The following is a 17656-nucleotide window of genomic DNA, read 5'->3' as shown; positions in this document are numbered from 1 at the left end:
ATAAGAACAGAGGAAAGCGAAATGACTGACAAGCCTGGCTACCGTCGTCCGCAGGAAGGCACCCAGCCTGAATACCTGCACCCGACGTATCAATCCACCAACCTGCGCTCGCCATCCAAGCCGTTGGTGTTTCTGCCGCATTCGTTGTCGGAGATCACCGGCCCGACCATCGGTGCCGAACGCGTCGCCGAGAAGGACAACGACCTGACCGCCCAGCACGACGGCGAGCCGTTGGGCGAGCGCATCATCATTCACGGCCGTGTGCTCGACGAAAACGGTCTGCCGGTGCCGGGAATTCTGGTGGAGATCTGGCAGGCCAACGCCGCCGGCCGCTACAACCACAAACGTGACCTGCACGACGCACCGCTGGACCCGAACTTCACCGGCACCGGCCGCACCGTGACCGACGCCGACGGCTGGTATCAGTTCCAGACCATCAAGCCCGGCGCCTATCCGTGGGGCAACCACCACAACGCGTGGCGTCCGGCGCACATCCATTTCTCGCTGTTCGGGCCGAGCATCCTCACCCGTCTGGTGACGCAGATGTACTTTCCCGGCGACCCGCTGCTGGCCTACGACCCGATCTACAACTGCGTGCCGGACACCTCTGCGAAGGAACGTCTGATCGCCGCTTTCGATCTGGAAAAAACCATTCCGTCCTACGCCCTCGGCTATCGCTGGGATATCGTCTTGCGTGGCCGCGACGCCACGCCGATGGAGAAATAAGATGACGCTGACTGCCACCACGTCCCACACCGTCGGGCCGTACTACCACATCGGCCTGACCTGGCTGAACCGCGAAAACCTCACGGTCGAACAAACCCTCGGCGAGCGCGTGGCGATCACCGGCCAGGTTGTTGACGGCAACGGCGATGTGGTCAACGACGCGATGCTCGAAGTCTGGCAGGCCAACGCCGCCGGCAAGTACGCGCACCCGGAAGACGAGCAGGACAAACCGCTGGACCCGCATTTCGAAGGTTTCGGCCGGGTGCCGGTGGACGCCGAAGGGCGCTTCCGTTTCACCACGATCAAACCGGGCACGGTCGAAGGCCTGAAGGGCTCGACCCAGGCGCCGCATCTGGTGGTGCTGGTGTTTGCCCGTGGCCTGGTCAAGCACTTGCTGACGCGGATCTACTTTGAGGGCGAGCCGGCGAACGTCAATGATCCGCTGCTGGAGTGTGTGCCGGCCGAGCGTCGCGCTACGTTGCTGGCGAAGCCGGATGCGGCGGGGGTTTATCAGTGGAATGTGATTTTGCAGGGCACTGAGGCTGAGACGGTGTTCTTCGATTACTGAAGTACACCCCAAAACCCTGTAGGAGCGAGCCTGCTCGCGAAAGCGGTGGGTCAGCCAGGATAAATGTCGTCTGACACCTCCTCTTCGCGAGCAGGCTCGCTCCCACAGGGGGAGAACTGTGTTGCAGATGGAACTGTGGAACGGGATTGTTGCGAAGTGTGTCTAGACTCTCACCTGTCCCTTCAGAGTAAAAAACAATGACCACTACCACCGCTCATTACACCGGCGAGGAGCGCAGCAAGCGCATCTTCGCCATTGTCGGTGCCTCGTCCGGCAACCTCGTCGAATGGTTCGACTTCTATGTCTATGCCTTCTGCGCGATCTATTTCGCTCCGGCGTTTTTCCCCTCCGACAACCCGACGGTGCAACTGGTCAACACGGCCGGGGTGTTCGCTGCCGGGTTCCTGATGCGCCCGATTGGCGGCTGGATTTTTGGCCGGGTGGCGGACAAGCACGGGCGCAAGAATTCAATGCTCATCTCGATTCTGATGATGTGCTTCGGCTCGCTGCTGATCGCCTGCCTGCCGACCTACAAGGACATTGGCGTCTGGGCGCCAGTCCTGCTGTTGTTTGCACGCTTGCTGCAAGGCTTGTCGGTCGGCGGCGAGTACGGCACCACCGCAACCTACATGAGCGAAGTCGCGCTCAAGGGCCAGCGCGGCTTTTTTGCCTCGTTCCAGTACGTGACCCTGATTGGCGGGCAACTGCTGGCGGTGTCGCTGGTGGTGATCCTGCAACAGTTCCTCAGTGAAGATGAACTGCGTGCTTACGGCTGGCGGATTCCTTTTGTGGTCGGTGCGGTGGCGGCGGTGATTTCGCTGTTCCTGCGTCGCTCCCTGAAAGAAACCACCAGCAAGGAAATGCGCGAGAACAAGGACGCCGGCAGCATCCGCGCGCTGTTCCGTGATCACAAGGCCGCGTTCATCACCGTGCTCGGTTACACCGCCGGTGGCTCGCTGATTTTCTACACCTTCACCACGTATATGCAGAAGTACCTGGTGAACACTGCCGGCATGCACGCCAAGACTGCCAGCTACATCATGACCGGCGCGCTGTTCCTGTATATGTGCATGCAGCCGCTGTTCGGCATGCTTGCCGACAAGATCGGCCGACGTAATTCGATGCTCTGGTTCGGCGCGCTCGGCACGCTGTTCACCGTGCCGATCCTGCTGAGCCTGAAAAGCATCAGCAGCCCGATTCTGGCCTTTGTGCTGATCACCGTGGCGCTGGCAATCGTCAGTTTCTACACCTCGATCAGCGGCCTGGTGAAGGCCGAAATGTTCCCGCCGGAAGTCCGCGCCCTCGGTGTCGGTATGGCCTATGCGGTGGCCAATGCGATCTTCGGCGGTTCGGCGGAATACGTGGCCCTGAGCCTGAAAGCCGGGGGCATGGAAAACGCGTTCTACTGGTACGTCACGGTGATGATGGCGGTGGCGTTCCTGTTCAGCTTGCGCCTGCCGAAACAGGCGGCGTACTTGCACCACGATCTGTAAACCGATGTGCGCGGGCCGCATTGGCCCGCGCCGGCAAGGACTGTTTATGACTCAGCGACCGGGCAATCAATTGTTCGATGCCTACTTCACTGCCCGCGACATGCGCGACGTGTTCTGCGATCAGGGCCGAGTGCAGGCAATGCTCGATTTCGAAGCGGCACTGGCTCGGGCCGAAGCGCGCGTCGGGGTGATTCCGGCGTCTGCCGTTGCGCCGATTGCCGCCGCCTGCAATGCCGGTCTGTATGACTTCGCGGCGCTGGGCGAGGCGATTGCCACGGCCGGTAACTCGGCGATCCCACTGGTCAAGGCGTTGGGCAAGCAGATCGCCGCAAGCAGTGCCGAGGCCGAGCGCTATGTGCACCTGGGCGCTACCAGTCAGGATGTGATGGATTCCGGGCTGGTCCTGCAATTGCGTCAGGCGCTACAACTGATTGAAAGCGACTTGGCAGCGCTTGCCGATTCGCTCGCCACCCAGGCCAAACGTCATGCGGCGACGCCACTGGCCGGGCGCACCTGGCTGCAGCACGCCACGCCCGTCACCCTCGGGATGAAGATCGCCGGATGGCTCGGCGCGGTGACCCGCAGCCGTCAGCGTCTGCGCGAACTCAAGCCACGGCTGCTGGTGCTGCAATTCGGCGGCGCTTCCGGCACCCTCGCGGCGCTCGGCGAGCAAGCGCTGCCGATCGCCCAGGCGCTGGCCGAAGAGCTGCAACTGAGCCTGCCTGAACAACCTTGGCACACCCAGCGGGATCGCATCGTCGAGTTCGGCGCGGTACTCGGTTTGATCGCCGGCAGCCTGGGCAAACTCGGGCGCGACGTCAGTCTGTTGATGCAGACCGAAGCGGCGGAAGTGTTCGAGCCGTCGGCGCCGGGCAAGGGCGGTTCGTCGACCATGCCGCACAAGCGCAATCCGGTGGGCGCGGCGGTATTGATCGGCGCGGCGACCCGGGTGCCGGGGCTGGTCTCGACGCTGTTCAGCGCCATGCCGCAGGAGCACGAACGCAGTCTCGGTCTGTGGCATGCCGAATGGGAAACCCTGCCGGACATCTGCTGCCTGGTGTCCGGTGCGCTGCAACAGGCGCGCCTGCTGGCCGATGGCCTGGAAGTCGATGCCGAGCGCATGGCGCGCAATCTCCAATTGACCCAAGGGCTGGTGCTGGCCGAAGCGGTGAGCATCGTCCTCGCGCAACGGGTCGGTCGCGACACCGCGCATCACCTGCTCGAACAATGCTGCAAACGTGCGGTGGCCGAACAGCGCCACCTGCGTGCGGTACTCGGCGACGAGCCGCAAGTGACCGCCGAACTGAGCAGCACCGAACTGGATCATCTGCTCGACCCCGCGCATTACCTCGGCCAGGCGCAAGCCTGGGTCGAGCGCGCAGTGGCCGAACACAACGCATTGTCTGTCTGAAAGGAGAGGGCTGTGGCTTTCGTTCAACTCGCCGATGGCGAACTGCACTATCAATTGGATGGGCCGGTCGATGCGCCGGTACTGGTGCTGTCCAACTCGCTGGGCACCGACCTGCACATGTGGGACGCTCAGATACCAGCGTTCACCGAGCACTTGCGGGTGCTGCGTTTCGACACCCGTGGTCACGGCCAGTCGTTGGTGACGCCGGGGCCGTACAGCATCGAGCAACTGGGACGCGACGTGCTGGGTCTGCTGGATGCGCTGCACATCAAGCGTGCGCATTTCTGCGGACTGTCGATGGGCGGGCTGATCGGTCAGTGGCTGGGGATCAATGCCGGTCATCGTCTGCACAAACTGATCGTGTGCAACACCGCCGCGAAAATCGGCGATCCATCGGTGTGGAACCCGCGCATCGAAACCGTGCTGCGTGATGGCCCGGCAGCGATGGTCGCACTGCGTGACGCGTCGATTGCCCGTTGGTTCACACCTGATTTTTCCGCGGCCAATCCGGCGGCGGCGAAGAACATCACCGACATGCTCGCGGCGACTTCGCCTGAAGGCTATGCAGCCAATTGCGCGGCAGTGCGCGATGCCGATTTCCGTGAGCAACTGGCCTCGATCAACCTGCCGCTGCTGGTCATCGCAGGGACCGAAGATGCGGTGACGCCGCCATCCGGCGGGCATTTCATTCAAGAGCATGTGCGCGGCGCCGAGTACGCCGAGTTCCATGCCGCGCACCTGTCCAACGTGCAGGCGGGTGCCGCTTTCAGTGATCGTGTGTTGGCGTTTCTGAACGCTCAGTGAGGGGAAGTTTGTGGACGAGAAACAACGTTACGACGAAGGCCTGCAAGTACGCCGTGCGGTATTGGGCGATGCTCACGTCGACCGCAGCCTGAATGCGCTGACCGAGTTCAACTCGGAATTCCAGGAGATGATCACTCGTCACGCCTGGGGCGACATCTGGACCCGCCCGGGCCTGCCACGGCATACCCGCAGCCTGATCACCATCGCCATGCTGATCGGGATGAACCGCGAGGCCGAGCTGAAACTGCATTTGCGTGCGGCGGCCAACAACGGTGTGAGCCGGAGCGAGATCAAGGAAGTGATCATGCAGAGCGCGATTTATTGCGGGATCCCGGCGGCGAATGCGACGTTTCATCTGGCGGAGTCGGTGTGGGATGAGCTTGGGGTTGAATCCCGGGAGTAAGCATCGGAATCAAAAGATCGCAGCCTGCGGCAGTTCCTACATTTGGAATGCGTTTTCCTGTAGGAGCTGCCGCAGGCTGCGATCTTTTGATCTTCAAACTCTGGCGACAATGAAAATCCGCTTGAACGGAAACAGTGTCTGCCCGTTTTCCTCCGGCGGGTAATGCTTATGCACCCGCGTCAGGAAGTGATAGATAAACCGCGCCTGTTCCTGAGACGTCAGCGCCTGCATCACCGGCCGCAGCGCCGAGACCTTCACCCAGTCGTACACCGGCGACTTGCCGTCAACCACCTGCAGTTGCTCGGTTTCCCAGATATCCAGCGACGTGGTCAGCGGCTCCAGCAAGCGGTAGTAATCCTCCAGTGCCAACAACGGCCGCGCGGCCATGCGCTGGCGCAGTTCTGGTGTGCCGATGGGGGTGTGTCCCGTTCCGGCATGGTCGAGCGTGTCGAGCATCAGTCGATACCACAAGGCATCGCGCCAGTCCGGCATGTGCACCGCCAGACAGCCGCCGGGGTTCAGATGACTCAGCAGGCGCGGCAGCAGGTGTTTATGATCGCCAATGAAATGCAGCACCGCCGCCGCGAGCAGCAGGTCGGCGGGTTGCCTGGGTTGCCAGTCGAGCAGGTCGCACTCTTGCCATTGGGCGTTGATCGGCAGGCGCCGGGCCTGATCAAGCATCTGCCGCGAGCTGTCGACGCCCAGCAGCTGCGCACGCGGCCAGCGCTGGGCCAGCACCTGCGTGGCAATGCCGGTGCCGCAGCCCAGGTCATAAATGCGTTTGGGGTCGTGCAGATCGACACTGTCGAGCAATTCGTTGACCGGGCGTTGCCTGAGACGGGAAAACTGCTGGTACGCCTTGGCGTCCCAGTGGGTGCAGGCGTTCCCTGCCGTTTCGAGTTTGGCGCGCATGAGGAGGTCCTCTCTGGCGGATTACAGTTGTCGTCCAATGACGTTGAGGGTTTTCAGGACAACGGCCACGCCTTTGCGTGTGTCCTCTTCATTCAGCAGTTTGAGTAACGCCAGAGTGCCCGGCGCCGCTGACTGTGCCGATACTTCGGCGTTGGCCACGCGCACTGCATTACTGACTGCCCAGGTGGCGGCAGTGCTGCTCTCGAACAATCGCGCGAGTTTTTCCACCATGGCCGCGTCGAGCAGATCGGCGATATCGGAAACCAGTGAAAGCAGGTCGACAATATTCTCCAGGCGCCCGCCGTCGATTAACGGCTGCAGTTTTGCCATCAGGGCAGTGAACCCGGGCGTGGCTGACATTTCCTCGGGCATGTTCATGAGCAATCACTCCTCCCTGTGCAGAGTCAAAGCATTCCCCGGGCCACCGCCCAGTAAAGACCGCGATTGAAACCGTTTCTGAGCAGACCGCCCAATTTGGTCGGGGGTGTCGGCAATACATCGTGGGCGTAGTCGTACCAGAGTGGCATCCCGGCATTCAGGCCCATTTGTGCTACCGCCTGAACCCGACCGTCGTATACCGAGTTGGGTGCGCCAAGTCGGATCTGGGCCGTGATGTTGTTGGCGATCACCGGCGCCTGGTTATGACAGGCGCCGCCTGCCTTGCTGACCGGCAGATCGACGGTGTCGCCGATCACGTAGACATTCTCCAGACCGTAGACCTGCAGCGTTTCGTGATTGGTCGGCAGCCATCCTTCATCATTGGCGGCTTGCGAGATGCCGCACTCACGCACCACCTCGACGGCCTGGATTGGCGGAGTAGCCATCAGGATGTCGAAGGGTTGCGCATCGCCCTCGGCTGAGTAGGCGAGTTTTGCATCGGGATCCACATGGCTCAGGGTGAAGCCGCGCTGAAAATGAATGTTTTTCCGGGCAAAAATGCTCGGCAGGATTTCACCCGTGGGGCGCTGCAAGAACAGACAATTGCGCAATAGCTGGGCAACTGTCGGGTAGGTGTAGATGATTTCCACTTGCTCGCGAACGCCCCGGCGACGCAACAAATCATCCAGCATCAATGTCGTTTCCACGGGCGCGATTCCGCATTGGTGCGGGACGTTCGGTGTCTGCGGGAAGGACACGGTAATGAAAATCCGGCCTTTTTCGATGGTGTTCAGGCGTTGCGCCAGCTGCCGGGCAGGAAGGTATTGATAGAAGTGGTCGCCGGCTTCTTGCAGACCCGCGATTCGTTCCGGCGCCGGCACGCAGCCGGTGGCGATCACCAGAAAATCATAGTCGAAGCGCTTGCCGGTTCGGGTGCTCAATTGCTGCCCGGAAAAGTCGAAACGGGTGACTTCTTCAACGTGGAAACTGATTTCCGGGCGCAACAATGAGCGCTCCGGACGTTTGAGTTCCTCTTCGAAGAACTGATTGAACGCCACATACATGAACGCAGGTTTGTAGTAATGATCGGGGGAACTGGACAGCAATGTAATCGAGACGTCGCCGCGTAGAACTTCGGGATACAGCTTGCCGACCAGTTGATTGGCCAGCATGGTTCCACCTACACCGCCACCGACGATAACTATTCGCTTGCTCATACCTGACCTCCGTGGCCAAGGCAGCTTCGCGTACAGCATCCGGAGATAACGGAAGAAAACTAAGGGCTCCTACAGCAGGCTGGAGAATTTACACGCTCTGATGACTGTATCTGTGACTCGACAAATCGCCAGTCCGGGCTGACCAGTGGTTGATGCCGGCGTCACTCATGCAGCGCCGGCGTGCGGGTTCAGAGCAGGCTGATCGGATAGCTGATGATCAGACGGTTCTCGTCGAACTCGTTGTTGCTGAAGTCGCGGCGTATGGTCGAGTTGCGCCAGCGCACATTCAGGTCGCGCAGGGTGCCGCTCTGCACGGTGTAGCCCAATTCCGATTCGCGGCCCCATTCCTTGCCGTCGGTGATCGTTCCGGTGTGTACGTTGTCGCCGCTGATGTAGCGGTTCATCAGGGTCAGGCCGGGGATGCCCAGGGCGGCGAAGTTGTAGTCGTGGCGCACCTGCCAGGAACGTTCCTGAGCGTTGTCGTAGCTTGCGTTGTAACTGTCGTTGGCCAGGGTGCCGCCGCTGGTGCCATTGACGCGCATCCAGGCGCTGTCGCCAGTGAGCTTTTGCAGACCGACGTAGAAGGTGTTGCCGCCGTAGCGGGCCGAGAACATTCCCGACCAGGTCTTGTTGTCGAGTTCGCCGGCGCGGGCGCTGCCGTCGTCCTTGCCGTAGAAGAAACCGAGGTTGGCGCCCAGCGTCCAGGCACCGAGTGGCTGGCTGTGAATCAGGTTGACGTATTGCTGGCTGTAGATGTCCTTGAGTTCGGCGTTCCACAGGCCGATCTGTGTGCGTTTTTCGTTGAACTGGTATTCACCGCCCTGAAAGTTGAAGCGATCGGAGGTGAACGCCGCTTTGCCGAACATCGACATGTCGCTCATGCTGCTGTCGTCGCGCGGGCTGTTGGCGCGGAACTGCCCGCCGTAAAGGGTCAGACCGTTGATTTCCTTTGAGGTGATCTGGCCGCCACGGAAGGTTTGCGGCAGCGAACGGCCGTCGTCCGAACGCAGGATCGGTAGCACCGGCATCCATTCGCCAACCTTGATTTCGGTCTGCGACAGTTTGGCCTTGAACGCCACGTTGGTACGGCCGAAGTTGTCCGCCGGCCGCCCGTCGTGATCCAGCGGCAGCAATTGCGTGCCACCGGTGCCTTTACCGCCATCAAGCTTCACTGAGTACAGGCCGAGCACGTCCATGCCGAAGCCGACGGTGCCCTGGGTGAAGCCGGATTTGGCGTCGAGAATGAAGCTCTGCGTCCACTCTTCAGCCTTGCCCTGGGCCTTGGTCGGGTTGGTGAAGTTACGGTTGATGTAGAAGTTGCGAAGGTTCAGGTTGGCGCTGGCGCCTTCGACAAAACCGGCTTCTTCGGCTGCGGCGGGGAGGGCGACGCCGGTCAGGGCCAAGGCGATCAGGCCGGGGAGGGCGTACGGCGCAGTTGGATGAGTCATCGCAGGGTCTCTTGTTATTTTTTTAGGTCGAACAGATCCGTTGCCGCCACTTTCGGGGCAGGCACGAGCTTGCAGAATCAGGGATGAAGCGGCGGCGATCAGCCGGACGGGACAGGGCGCGGGAGCATGGTGTCGAACCTGTTGTTATTGGTTTTGTGGAGCGAATGGTGCGGGGCGCGGTGGGCGGGATTCAATCGGGGAAAGCAGGTTTTGGGCGATTATCGAACAGCAAAAGATCGCAGCCTTCGGCAGCTCCTACATTTGGCATGCGTTCACCTGTAGGCGCTGCCGAAGGCTGCGATCTTTTGATTTCCAGGCAACAAAAAGCCCGCCTACTGGCGGGCTCCTTGTGTTCACCGGATGATCAGAACAGCTTCATCTTCGGTGCTTCTTCTTTCAGCGGTTCGTTCTGCGCGGTTTGCGCATTCCAGCCACCACCCAGGGCCTTGTACAGGTTGACCGCACTGGTCAGCTGCGCGAGGCGGTCGGTGATCAGTGCCTGTTGCGCGCTGAACAACTGACGCTGGGCGTCGAGGAAGGTCAGGTTGCTGTCGACACCGATGCGGTAACGACGCTCGGCCAGGCGGTAGTAATCCTGGTTGGCCGCGACGAAGTCACGCTGCGCTTGCAACTGCTCGGTGTAGGTCTGGCGGGCGGCCAGGCCGTCGGCGACTTCCTGGAAGGCGGTTTGAATCGACTTCTCGTAGTTCGCCACGCCAATGTCCTTCTGGATCTTGGCGTAGTCGAGGCTGGCGCGCAGGCTGCCGGCGTTGAAGATCGGCAGGTTGATCTGCGGCTGGAACAGCCAGGTACCCGAACCACCCTTGAACAGACCGGACAGGTCCGGGCTCAGGCTGCCCGCGTTGGCGGTCAGGCTGATGCTCGGGAAGAACGCTGCACGGGCGGCACCGATGTTGGCATTGGCCGCTTTCAGGTTGTACTCGGCTTGCAGGATGTCCGGACGACGCTGCAGCAGGTCCGAAGGCAGACCGGCCGGTACATCGCTGAGCAGGTCATCCGACAGCGGTTTGGCCGTTTGCAGATTGGCCGGGATGCCGGTGCCGAGCAGCAGCGTCAGGCTGTTTTCGTCCTGAGCCACCTGACGGGTGTACTTGGCCAGTTGCGCCCGGGCGTTTTCCACCGAGGTGCGCGACTGCGCCAGGTCCAGCGCCGAGGCCACACCGACTTCGTTGCTGCGGCTGGTCAGCTTGTAGCTTTCTTCAAAGGCACCGAGGGTGTCTTGCGTCAGCTTGAGCAGTTCCTTGTCGGCCTGCCAGGTCATGTAGGCGTTGGCCACACTGGCCACCAGACTGATCTGGGTGCTGCGGCGCGCTTCTTCAGTGGCGAAGTACTGTTGCAGCGCTTGTTCGCTCAGGCTGCGCACTCGACCGAACAGGTCGAGTTCGTAGGCGCTGATGCCGACGGTCGCGGTGTAGGAGCTGCTGATGTTTGCTTCACCGGTCTGCGACGCACGGGCCGGAACCCGCTGGCGGCTGCCGCTGGCATTGGCCGAAACCGCCGGGAACAGGTCGGCACGCTGGATGCGGTATTGAGCCGCATAAGCGTCGATGTTCAGCGCCGCGACACGCAGGTCGCGGTTGTTTTCCAGCGACACCTGAATCAGCTGTTGCAGGGCCGGGTCATGGAAAAACTGCTTCCAGCCCTGCTCGGCAGCCGCTTGCGCCGGCGCCTGGGCCGGCGAGTACGCCGGGCCCTGCGGGTACTGGCCCGCGACCGGTGCTTCAGGCTGCTGATAATCGGGGATCAGCGAGCAACCGCTCAGCACGAAGGCGGCGACTGCGATGGAGAGTAGCGACTTGCTCATTGGCCAGCCTCTTTAGGAGTTTCAGTCGTCTCGTCCGGGTCGGCGATTTTACGCTGGCCTATGGACGAAACCGTGACGAAGAACAGTGGGACCCAGAAGATCGCCAGGATCGTGGCCGTGAGCATACCGCCAATCACGCCAGTACCGATCGCGTGCTGGCTACCCGAACCGGCACCGGTGGAGATCGCCAACGGTACTACACCGAGGACGAACGCCAGCGAGGTCATGATGATTGGTCGCAGACGCATGCGGCACGCTTCGATCGCCGCATCGCGCAGACTGCGCCCTTGTTCATGCAGCTCTTTGGCGAACTCGACGATCAGAATGGCGTTTTTAGCCGCAAGACCGATGGTCGTCAACAGGCCCACCTGGAAGTACACGTCGTTGGACAGACCGCGCAGGCTGGTGGCCATCAACGCACCGATGATCCCCAGCGGTACCACGAGCATGACCGCGATCGGAATCGACCAGCTTTCATACAGCGCCGCCAGACACAGGAACACCATCAGCAGCGACAGGGCGTACAGCGCCGGCGCCTGCGAACCCGACAGACGTTCCTCGTAGGACAGACCGGTCCAGGAAATACCGACACCGGCCGGCAGCTTCTTGGCAATCGCTTCGACTTCGGCCATCGCTTCACCGGTGGAGTAACCCGGCGCCGGAGAACCGAGCACTTCCATCGCTTCGACGCCGTTGTAACGGGCCAGTTTCGGCGAACCGTAGATCCACTCGCCCTTGGCAAAAGCAGAGAACGGCACCATGGTTCCGGCGTTGTTGCGCACGTACCACTTCTTCAAGTCTTCAGGGCTCATGCGCGCCCCGGCCTGACCTTGCACGTACACCTTCTTCACCCGACCACGGTCGATGAAGTCATTGACGTAGCTACTACCGAAGGAGATCGACAGGGTGCTGTTGATATCGGAGAGGCTCAGACCCAGGGCCTGGGCTTTCTCATCGTCGATTTCCAGGTGGTATTGCGGCTCGTCGTTCAGACCGTTCGGACGCACCTGGTAGAGCACCTTGCTCTGCGCGGCCATGCCGAGGAACTGGTTACGGGCTTCCATCAGTTTTTCGTGACCGATGCCGGCGCGGTCCTGCAGGAACACGTCGAAACCGGTGGCGTTACCCAGCTCCAGTACCGCCGGCGGGGCGAACGCAAACACCATCGCATCGCGGAAGCTGAAGAAATGTTGCTGCGCACGCTGTGCCAGGGCAAACACGCTGTTGCCCGAATCACGCTCGTGCCATGGCTTGAGCATGATGAACGCGAGGCCCGAGCTCTGCCCACGACCGGCAAAGTTGAAGCCGTTCACGGTAAACACCGAGGACACCGCGCCCGCTTCTTTATCCAGCAGGTAGGTACGCATCTCGTCGATCACGACTTGAGTACGTTCGGCACTGGAGCCGGCCGGGGTTTGCACCTGGGCGAACAGTACGCCCTGGTCTTCTTCCGGCAGGAACGCGGTTGGAATGCGGGTGAACAGCCAGATCATGCCGACGACAATCAGCAGGTACGCCAGCAGATACGGGGCTTTGCGCGACAGCATGTTGCCGACACCGCGCTCATAACTTCTGACACCGCGATCGAAATTGCGGTTGAACCAGCCGAAGAAACCTTTTTTCGGCGTGCCGTGGTCACCCTTGGCAATCGGCTTGAGCATGGTCGCGCAGAGCGCCGGGGTGAAGATCAGTGCAACCATTACCGACAGGGCCATGGCCGAGACGATGGTGATCGAGAACTGCTTGTAGATCACACCGGTGGAACCGCTGAAGAACGCCATCGGCAGCAGTACCGCCGACAGCACCAGGGCGATACCGACCAGGGCACCCTGGATCTGGCCCATGGACTTCTTGGTCGCTTCCTTCGGTGACAGGCCTTCTTCGGCCATCACCCGCTCGACGTTTTCCACCACGACGATGGCGTCGTCCACCAGCAAGCCGATGGCCAGCACCATACCGAACATGGTCAGGGTGTTGATGCTGAAACCGGCGGCGGCGAGGATGCCGAACGTACCGAGCAATACCACCGGCACGGTCATCGTGGTGATGACCGTCGCGCGGAAGTTCTGCAGGAACAGGAACATCACCAGGAACACCAGCGCGATCGCTTCGACCAGGGTTTCAACCACACCCTTGATCGACTCGGTCACGACCGGAGTGGTGTCATACGGGAACACCACTTCCATGCCTTGCGGGAAGAACGGCTTGAGGTCGTCAATCGTCTTGCGCAGCGCTTTGGCTGTGTCGAGGGCGTTGGCACCGTTGGCCAGTTTTACCGCCAGACCGGACGCCGGGCTGCCGTTGAACTGCGCAGAAATACTCGAGTTTTCACCGCCCAGACCGACGTCGGCCACGTCGCCGACACGAACCTGGGAGCCGTCCTGATTGACCTTCAGCAGGATCGCCTTGAACTGCTCGGCAGTCTGCAGACGGGTCTTGCCGATGATCGTGGCGTTCAGTTGCTGACCTGGCAGCGCCGGCAAGCCGCCGAGCTGACCGGAAGACACCTGGACGTTCTGCGCCGAGATCGCGGCGCTGACATCAGCCGGCGTCAGGTTGTACTTGTTCAGCTTGGCCGGATCGAGCCAGATGCGCATCGCGTACTGGGCACCGAAGACCTGGAAGTCACCGACACCGGCGGTCCGCGAGATCGGGTCCTGCATGTTCGACACGATGTAGTTGGACAGGTCGTCCTTGGTCATGCTGCCGTCACGCGACACCACGCCGATCACCAGCAGGAAGTTCTTCACTGCCTTGGTGACGCGGATACCCTGTTGCTGCACTTCCTGCGGCAGCAGCGGGGTGGCCAGGTTCAGCTTGTTCTGAACCTGAACCTGCGCGGTGTCGGAGTTGGTGCCTTGCTCGAAGGTCGCGGTGATGGTCATGCTGCCGTCAGAGTTACTTTCCGAGGACACATAACGCAGGTTGTCGATACCGTTGAGTTGCTGCTCGATCACCTGGACCACGGTGTCCTGCACGGTTTGCGCCGAAGCGCCCGGGTAGGTCACGGAGATCGCGATGGCTGGCGGTGCAATGCTCGGGTACTGGTTGATCGGCAATTTGAGGATCGATAGTGCCCCGACCAACATGATCACCAGGGCAATTACCCAGGCGAAAATCGGACGGTCGATAAAAAATTTCGACATGAGTTACTCCCCTTTGCCGCCAGCGGCTTTGTCAGCTGCTTGAGCGGGGGCCGGGTTCTTGGCTACGTTGGTCGCTTCGGTCGGGTTGACCTGGGCACCTGGGTGAACGTATTGCAGACCTTCGGTGATCAGACGATCGCCGGCTTTCAGGCCATCCTCGATCAGCCACTGGCTGCCAACGGTACGGCTGGCCTTGAGCTGACGCAGTTCAACCTTGTTGTCCGGGCCGACAACCAGTGCGGTCGGGGTACCCTTGAGGTCACGGGTCACGCCTTGTTGCGGCGCGAGAATGGCCGCGGCGTTGACCCCGGCCTGCAACTGAGCACGGACGAACATGCCTGGCAGCAGGGTGTGATCCGGGTTCGGGAACACGGCGCGCAAGGTCACGGAACCGGTAGTCGGATCAACCGATACTTCGGAGAATTCCAGCTTGCCGTCGAGCTTGTACTGGCTGCCGTCCTCGAGGGTCAGCTTGACCGCTGCCGAGTTGTCGCCGGCCTTCTGCAGGCGACCGCTTTCCAGCTCGCGGCGCAGTTCCAGCAGCTCAACCGAGGACTGAGTGACGTCGACGTAGATCGGGTCCAGTTGCTGGATCGTCGCCATCGCGTCGGCCTGACCATTGCTGACCAGCGCGCCTTCGGTCACCGAAGAACGGCCAATGCGGCCGGAGATCGGCGCGTAGACCTTGGTGTATTTCACGTTGATCTGCGCACTCTGCAGCGACGCTTCCGATTCCATGCGATTGGCGACGGCGGTGTCGTATTCCTGGCGGCTCACGGCCTGTTCATCGACCAGTTGCTTGTAGCGGTCGGAGATCGACTTGGTCGAACGCAGGCTGGCTTCAGCGCTTTTCAGGGTCGCTTCATAGACGGCCGGATCGATCTGATACAACTGCTGGCCGGCTTTGACGTCGCCGCCTTCCTTGAACAGACGCTTGAGAATGATGCCGTTGACCTGTGGTCGAACTTCCGCGATGCGGTACGCACTGGTGCGCCCCGGCAGTTCCGACGTGAGGGTGAAGGCTTGTGGTTGCAGGGTGACGACGCCGACCTGAGGAGGCGGAGCGGCTGGAGCCGCTTCTTCCTTTTTACATCCGCTGAGCAGCGATGCCAGGGCGACGGCAGTGACCAGAGCGGTAACAGCTGGCTTGAATTGCATGAAGATCCTCGGGTCAGGCGCGCGCATTGCGCACAAGAAGTGTGAAAGGTTAAAAAAATCGGGTCGAGTGGATAAGTAGCTTGCTAAGGAATATACTTACGTTCATGGTTGTTTGTAAATAGCCCGGGGGCGCACCCACTCTGTTACAAAATGCGTCGCAAGGTTTGAAATTGTAGGCCGGGGAGCCGATTCGTGAGAGATCAGCCCCCTCTTTATTCAGCGGATATTCAGCCATCCCTGAAACATCCCGTTTGAGGTTTTACTGCCATGGTCCGTCGTACCAAAGAGGAAGCTCAGGAAACGCGCAGCCAGATTCTCGAAGCGGCCGAGAAAGCGTTTTATGAAAGGGGCGTGGCCCGCACGACCCTGGCGGATATCGCGACGCTGGCCGGCGTCACGCGCGGTGCCATCTATTGGCATTTCAGCAATAAGGCTGATCTGGTGCAGGCGATGCTCGACAGCCTGCATGAACCGCTGGATGAATTGGCCAAGGCCAGCGAGAGCGAGGACGAACTCGACCCGTTGGGGTGCATGCGCAAGCTGTTGATTCATCTGTTCCATCAGGTAGCCCTGGATCCGAAGACCCGTCGCATCAACGAGATTCTGTTTCATAAGTGCGAATTCACCGATGAAATGTGCGATCTGCGCCAGCAGCGCCGCACGGCCAGTCTCGATTGCAACCTGCGCATCGGTCTGACCCTGCGTAATGCGGTCAATCGCGGCCAGTTGCCGGAAGATCTCGACACTGCCCGGGCGGCCATCAGCATTCATGCGTATATCGATGGCCTCCTGTATGGATGGCTATTGGCGCCGGACAGCTTTCAATTGCATGCCGAAGCCGAGCGCTGGGTCGATACGGGGCTGGATATGCTGCGCCTGAGCCCCAGCCTGCGCAAATGAAACAAAACGCGTAATTGGCACAGGTTATGTCAATCGGCCTGCTTTTTGATACACCCGAACCGCGAGTTTAAACGTAGCGGGCTACGGATTTTGTAGGGATTTTGTGTCGTCCCTGTGAAGGAATGTTAGCGGCCCCCTACCGGGCGCCCAAGAAAAAGCCCCGGCTCTTGCGAGTCGGGGCTTTTGCGTTTCTGCTGCTTCGTACTGAATAACGCTTACAGCGTCGGATAATCGAGATAACCGACCGGGCCCTTGCCGTAGAACAGCTCAGGACGAGCATCGTTCAGCGGCGCGTCGGCCTTCAGACGTGCTGGCAGATCCGGGTTGGCAATGAACGGTACGCCGAACGCCACCGCATCAGCCTTGCCTTCTGCCAGCCAGGCATTGGCGCTGTCCTTGGTGAAGCGTTCGTTGGCGATGTACGCGCCGCCGAAAGCTTCTTTCAGCTGTGGGCCGAGGCTGTCGGCGCCTTCTTTCTCGCGGGAGCAGATGAAGGCGATGCCGCGCTTGCCCAGCTCGCGAGCCACATAAGTGAAGGTCTCGGCCAGATTGTCGTCGCCCATGTCGTGGGAGTCGGCGCGAGGTGCCAGATGCACGCCGACACGGCCGGCGCCCCAGACGTCGATCGCAGCGTCAGTCACTTCCAGCAGCAGACGTGCACGGTTCTCCAGGGAGCCGCCGTAGTTGTCGGTGCGCTGGTTGGTGCTGCTTTGCAGGAACTGGTCGAGCAGGTAACCGTTGGCGCCGTGGATTTCCACACCGTCGAAGCCGGCTGCTTTAGCGTTTTCGGCACCGGTGCGGTAGGCCTCGACGATCTCGGCGATTTCAGCGGTTTCCAGAGCACGCGGAGTCGGGTAGTCGGCCAGTGGGCGAACCAGGCTGACGTGACCTTCAGGCTGGATGGCGCTCGGCGCGACCGGGGTTTCACCGTTCAGGTACGACGGGTGCGAGATGCGGCCGACGTGCCACAGTTGCAGGACGATCTTGCCGCCGGCAGCGTGCACGGCTTTGGTCACGTTGGTCCAGCCGCGCACCTGGTCGTTGGACCAGATGCCCGGAGTGTCCGGGTAGCCAACGCCCATCGGCGTCACCGAAGTGGCTTCGGACAGAATCAGGCCGGCGGAGGCGCGTTGCACGTAGTACTCGGCCATCAGCGCGTTCGGTACGCGGCCCTCATCAGCGCGGCAACGGGTCAGCGGGGCCATGATGATGCGGTTGGACAGCTCAAGGTCGCCCAGTTTGATCGGATCGAAAATAGTTGCCATGT

General features: G+C 61.1%; 15 protein-coding genes. 7 read left to right on the top strand and 8 right to left on the bottom strand.

Annotated elements, in window-relative coordinates:
• Positions 1-21: 21 nt before the first annotated feature.
• The 6 genes from pcaH to pcaC all read left to right on the top strand — a co-directional run bounded on the left by pcaH (position 22) and on the right by pcaC (position 5405).
• Entirely contained in the window at positions 22-726 is a 705-nt protein-coding gene (gene pcaH / locus BW33_RS21730) for a protocatechuate 3,4-dioxygenase subunit beta (protein ID WP_027614394.1), read from the top strand.
• Between the two features lies 1 nt (position 727).
• Positions 728-1294: a protocatechuate 3,4-dioxygenase subunit alpha gene (pcaG, locus tag BW33_RS21725; protein ID WP_047601126.1), complete on the top strand. Its 567-nt coding sequence runs from the start codon at positions 728-730 to the stop codon at positions 1292-1294.
• 197 nt (positions 1295-1491) lie between these two features.
• Positions 1492-2787 carry an MFS family transporter gene (locus BW33_RS21720; protein ID WP_047601125.1) on the top strand — a complete coding sequence of 432 codons (1296 nt, stop codon included), beginning with the start codon at positions 1492-1494 and terminating at the stop codon, positions 2785-2787.
• 46 nt (positions 2788-2833) lie between these two features.
• Entirely contained in the window at positions 2834-4198 is a 1365-nt protein-coding gene (locus tag BW33_RS21715) for a 3-carboxy-cis,cis-muconate cycloisomerase (RefSeq protein ID WP_047601124.1), read from the top strand.
• 12 nt (positions 4199-4210) lie between these two features.
• Positions 4211-5002 carry a 3-oxoadipate enol-lactonase gene (pcaD, locus tag BW33_RS21710; RefSeq protein ID WP_047601122.1) on the top strand — a complete coding sequence of 264 codons (792 nt, stop codon included), beginning with the start codon at positions 4211-4213 and terminating at the stop codon, positions 5000-5002.
• A 10-nt stretch (positions 5003-5012) separates the two neighbouring features.
• The gene (pcaC, locus tag BW33_RS21705) at positions 5013-5405 is read left to right on the top strand and encodes a 4-carboxymuconolactone decarboxylase (protein WP_027614399.1); all 393 of its coding nucleotides are present in this window, start codon (positions 5013-5015) and stop codon (positions 5403-5405) included.
• 93 nt (positions 5406-5498) lie between these two features.
• On the opposite strand, the gene BW33_RS21700 is transcribed toward pcaC, so the two are convergent.
• From BW33_RS21700 to emhA, 7 genes are all read right to left on the bottom strand, one after another.
• A complete protein-coding gene (locus BW33_RS21700; protein WP_047601121.1) occupies positions 5499-6317 on the bottom strand; it encodes a methyltransferase domain-containing protein in 819 nt (272 codons plus the stop codon).
• Between the two features lie 21 nt (positions 6318-6338).
• Complete coding sequence (locus tag BW33_RS21695) at positions 6339-6695, bottom strand: DUF1641 domain-containing protein (RefSeq protein WP_047601120.1); 357 nt, start codon at positions 6693-6695, stop codon at positions 6339-6341.
• 26 nt (positions 6696-6721) lie between these two features.
• On the bottom strand, positions 6722-7912 hold the full coding sequence (locus BW33_RS21690; protein WP_047601119.1) for an NAD(P)/FAD-dependent oxidoreductase: 1191 nt from the start codon (positions 7910-7912) through the stop codon (positions 6722-6724).
• 188 nt (positions 7913-8100) lie between these two features.
• Positions 8101-9360, bottom strand: a complete 1260-nt coding sequence (locus tag BW33_RS21685) for an OprD family porin (RefSeq protein ID WP_047601118.1) — start codon at positions 9358-9360, stop codon at positions 8101-8103.
• Between the two features lie 364 nt (positions 9361-9724).
• Positions 9725-11185, bottom strand: coding sequence for an efflux RND transporter outer membrane subunit EmhC (emhC, locus tag BW33_RS21680; protein ID WP_047601116.1), 1461 nt, complete (start codon positions 11183-11185; stop codon positions 9725-9727).
• Positions 11182-14331 carry an efflux RND transporter permease subunit EmhB gene (gene emhB, locus BW33_RS21675; protein WP_047601115.1) on the bottom strand — a complete coding sequence of 1050 codons (3150 nt, stop codon included), beginning with the start codon at positions 14329-14331 and terminating at the stop codon, positions 11182-11184. The genes emhC and emhB overlap by 4 nt, the downstream gene beginning before the upstream one ends.
• A 3-nt stretch (positions 14332-14334) precedes the next feature.
• A complete protein-coding gene (gene emhA, locus BW33_RS21670) occupies positions 14335-15489 on the bottom strand; it encodes an efflux RND transporter periplasmic adaptor subunit EmhA (RefSeq protein ID WP_047601113.1) in 1155 nt (384 codons plus the stop codon).
• A gap of 267 nt (positions 15490-15756) precedes the next feature.
• On the opposite strand from emhA, the gene emhR reads away from it, so the two are divergent.
• Positions 15757-16389, top strand: a complete 633-nt coding sequence (gene emhR, locus BW33_RS21665; RefSeq protein ID WP_045122322.1) for an efflux system transcriptional repressor EmhR — start codon at positions 15757-15759, stop codon at positions 16387-16389.
• Positions 16390-16604: 215 nt separating this feature from the next.
• Here emhR and BW33_RS21660 read toward each other — a convergent pair whose 3' ends face one another.
• A complete protein-coding gene (locus BW33_RS21660) occupies positions 16605-17654 on the bottom strand; it encodes an alkene reductase (protein ID WP_047601112.1) in 1050 nt (349 codons plus the stop codon).
• Positions 17655-17656 lie beyond the last annotated feature (2 nt).

Source organism: Pseudomonas sp. RIT288, assembly GCF_000631985.1.
Taxonomy (GTDB): Bacteria; Pseudomonadota; Gammaproteobacteria; order Pseudomonadales; family Pseudomonadaceae; genus Aquipseudomonas.
The sequence above is the reverse complement of the archived record's forward strand: the minus strand, read 5'-3'. Positions and strand labels throughout refer to the sequence as shown.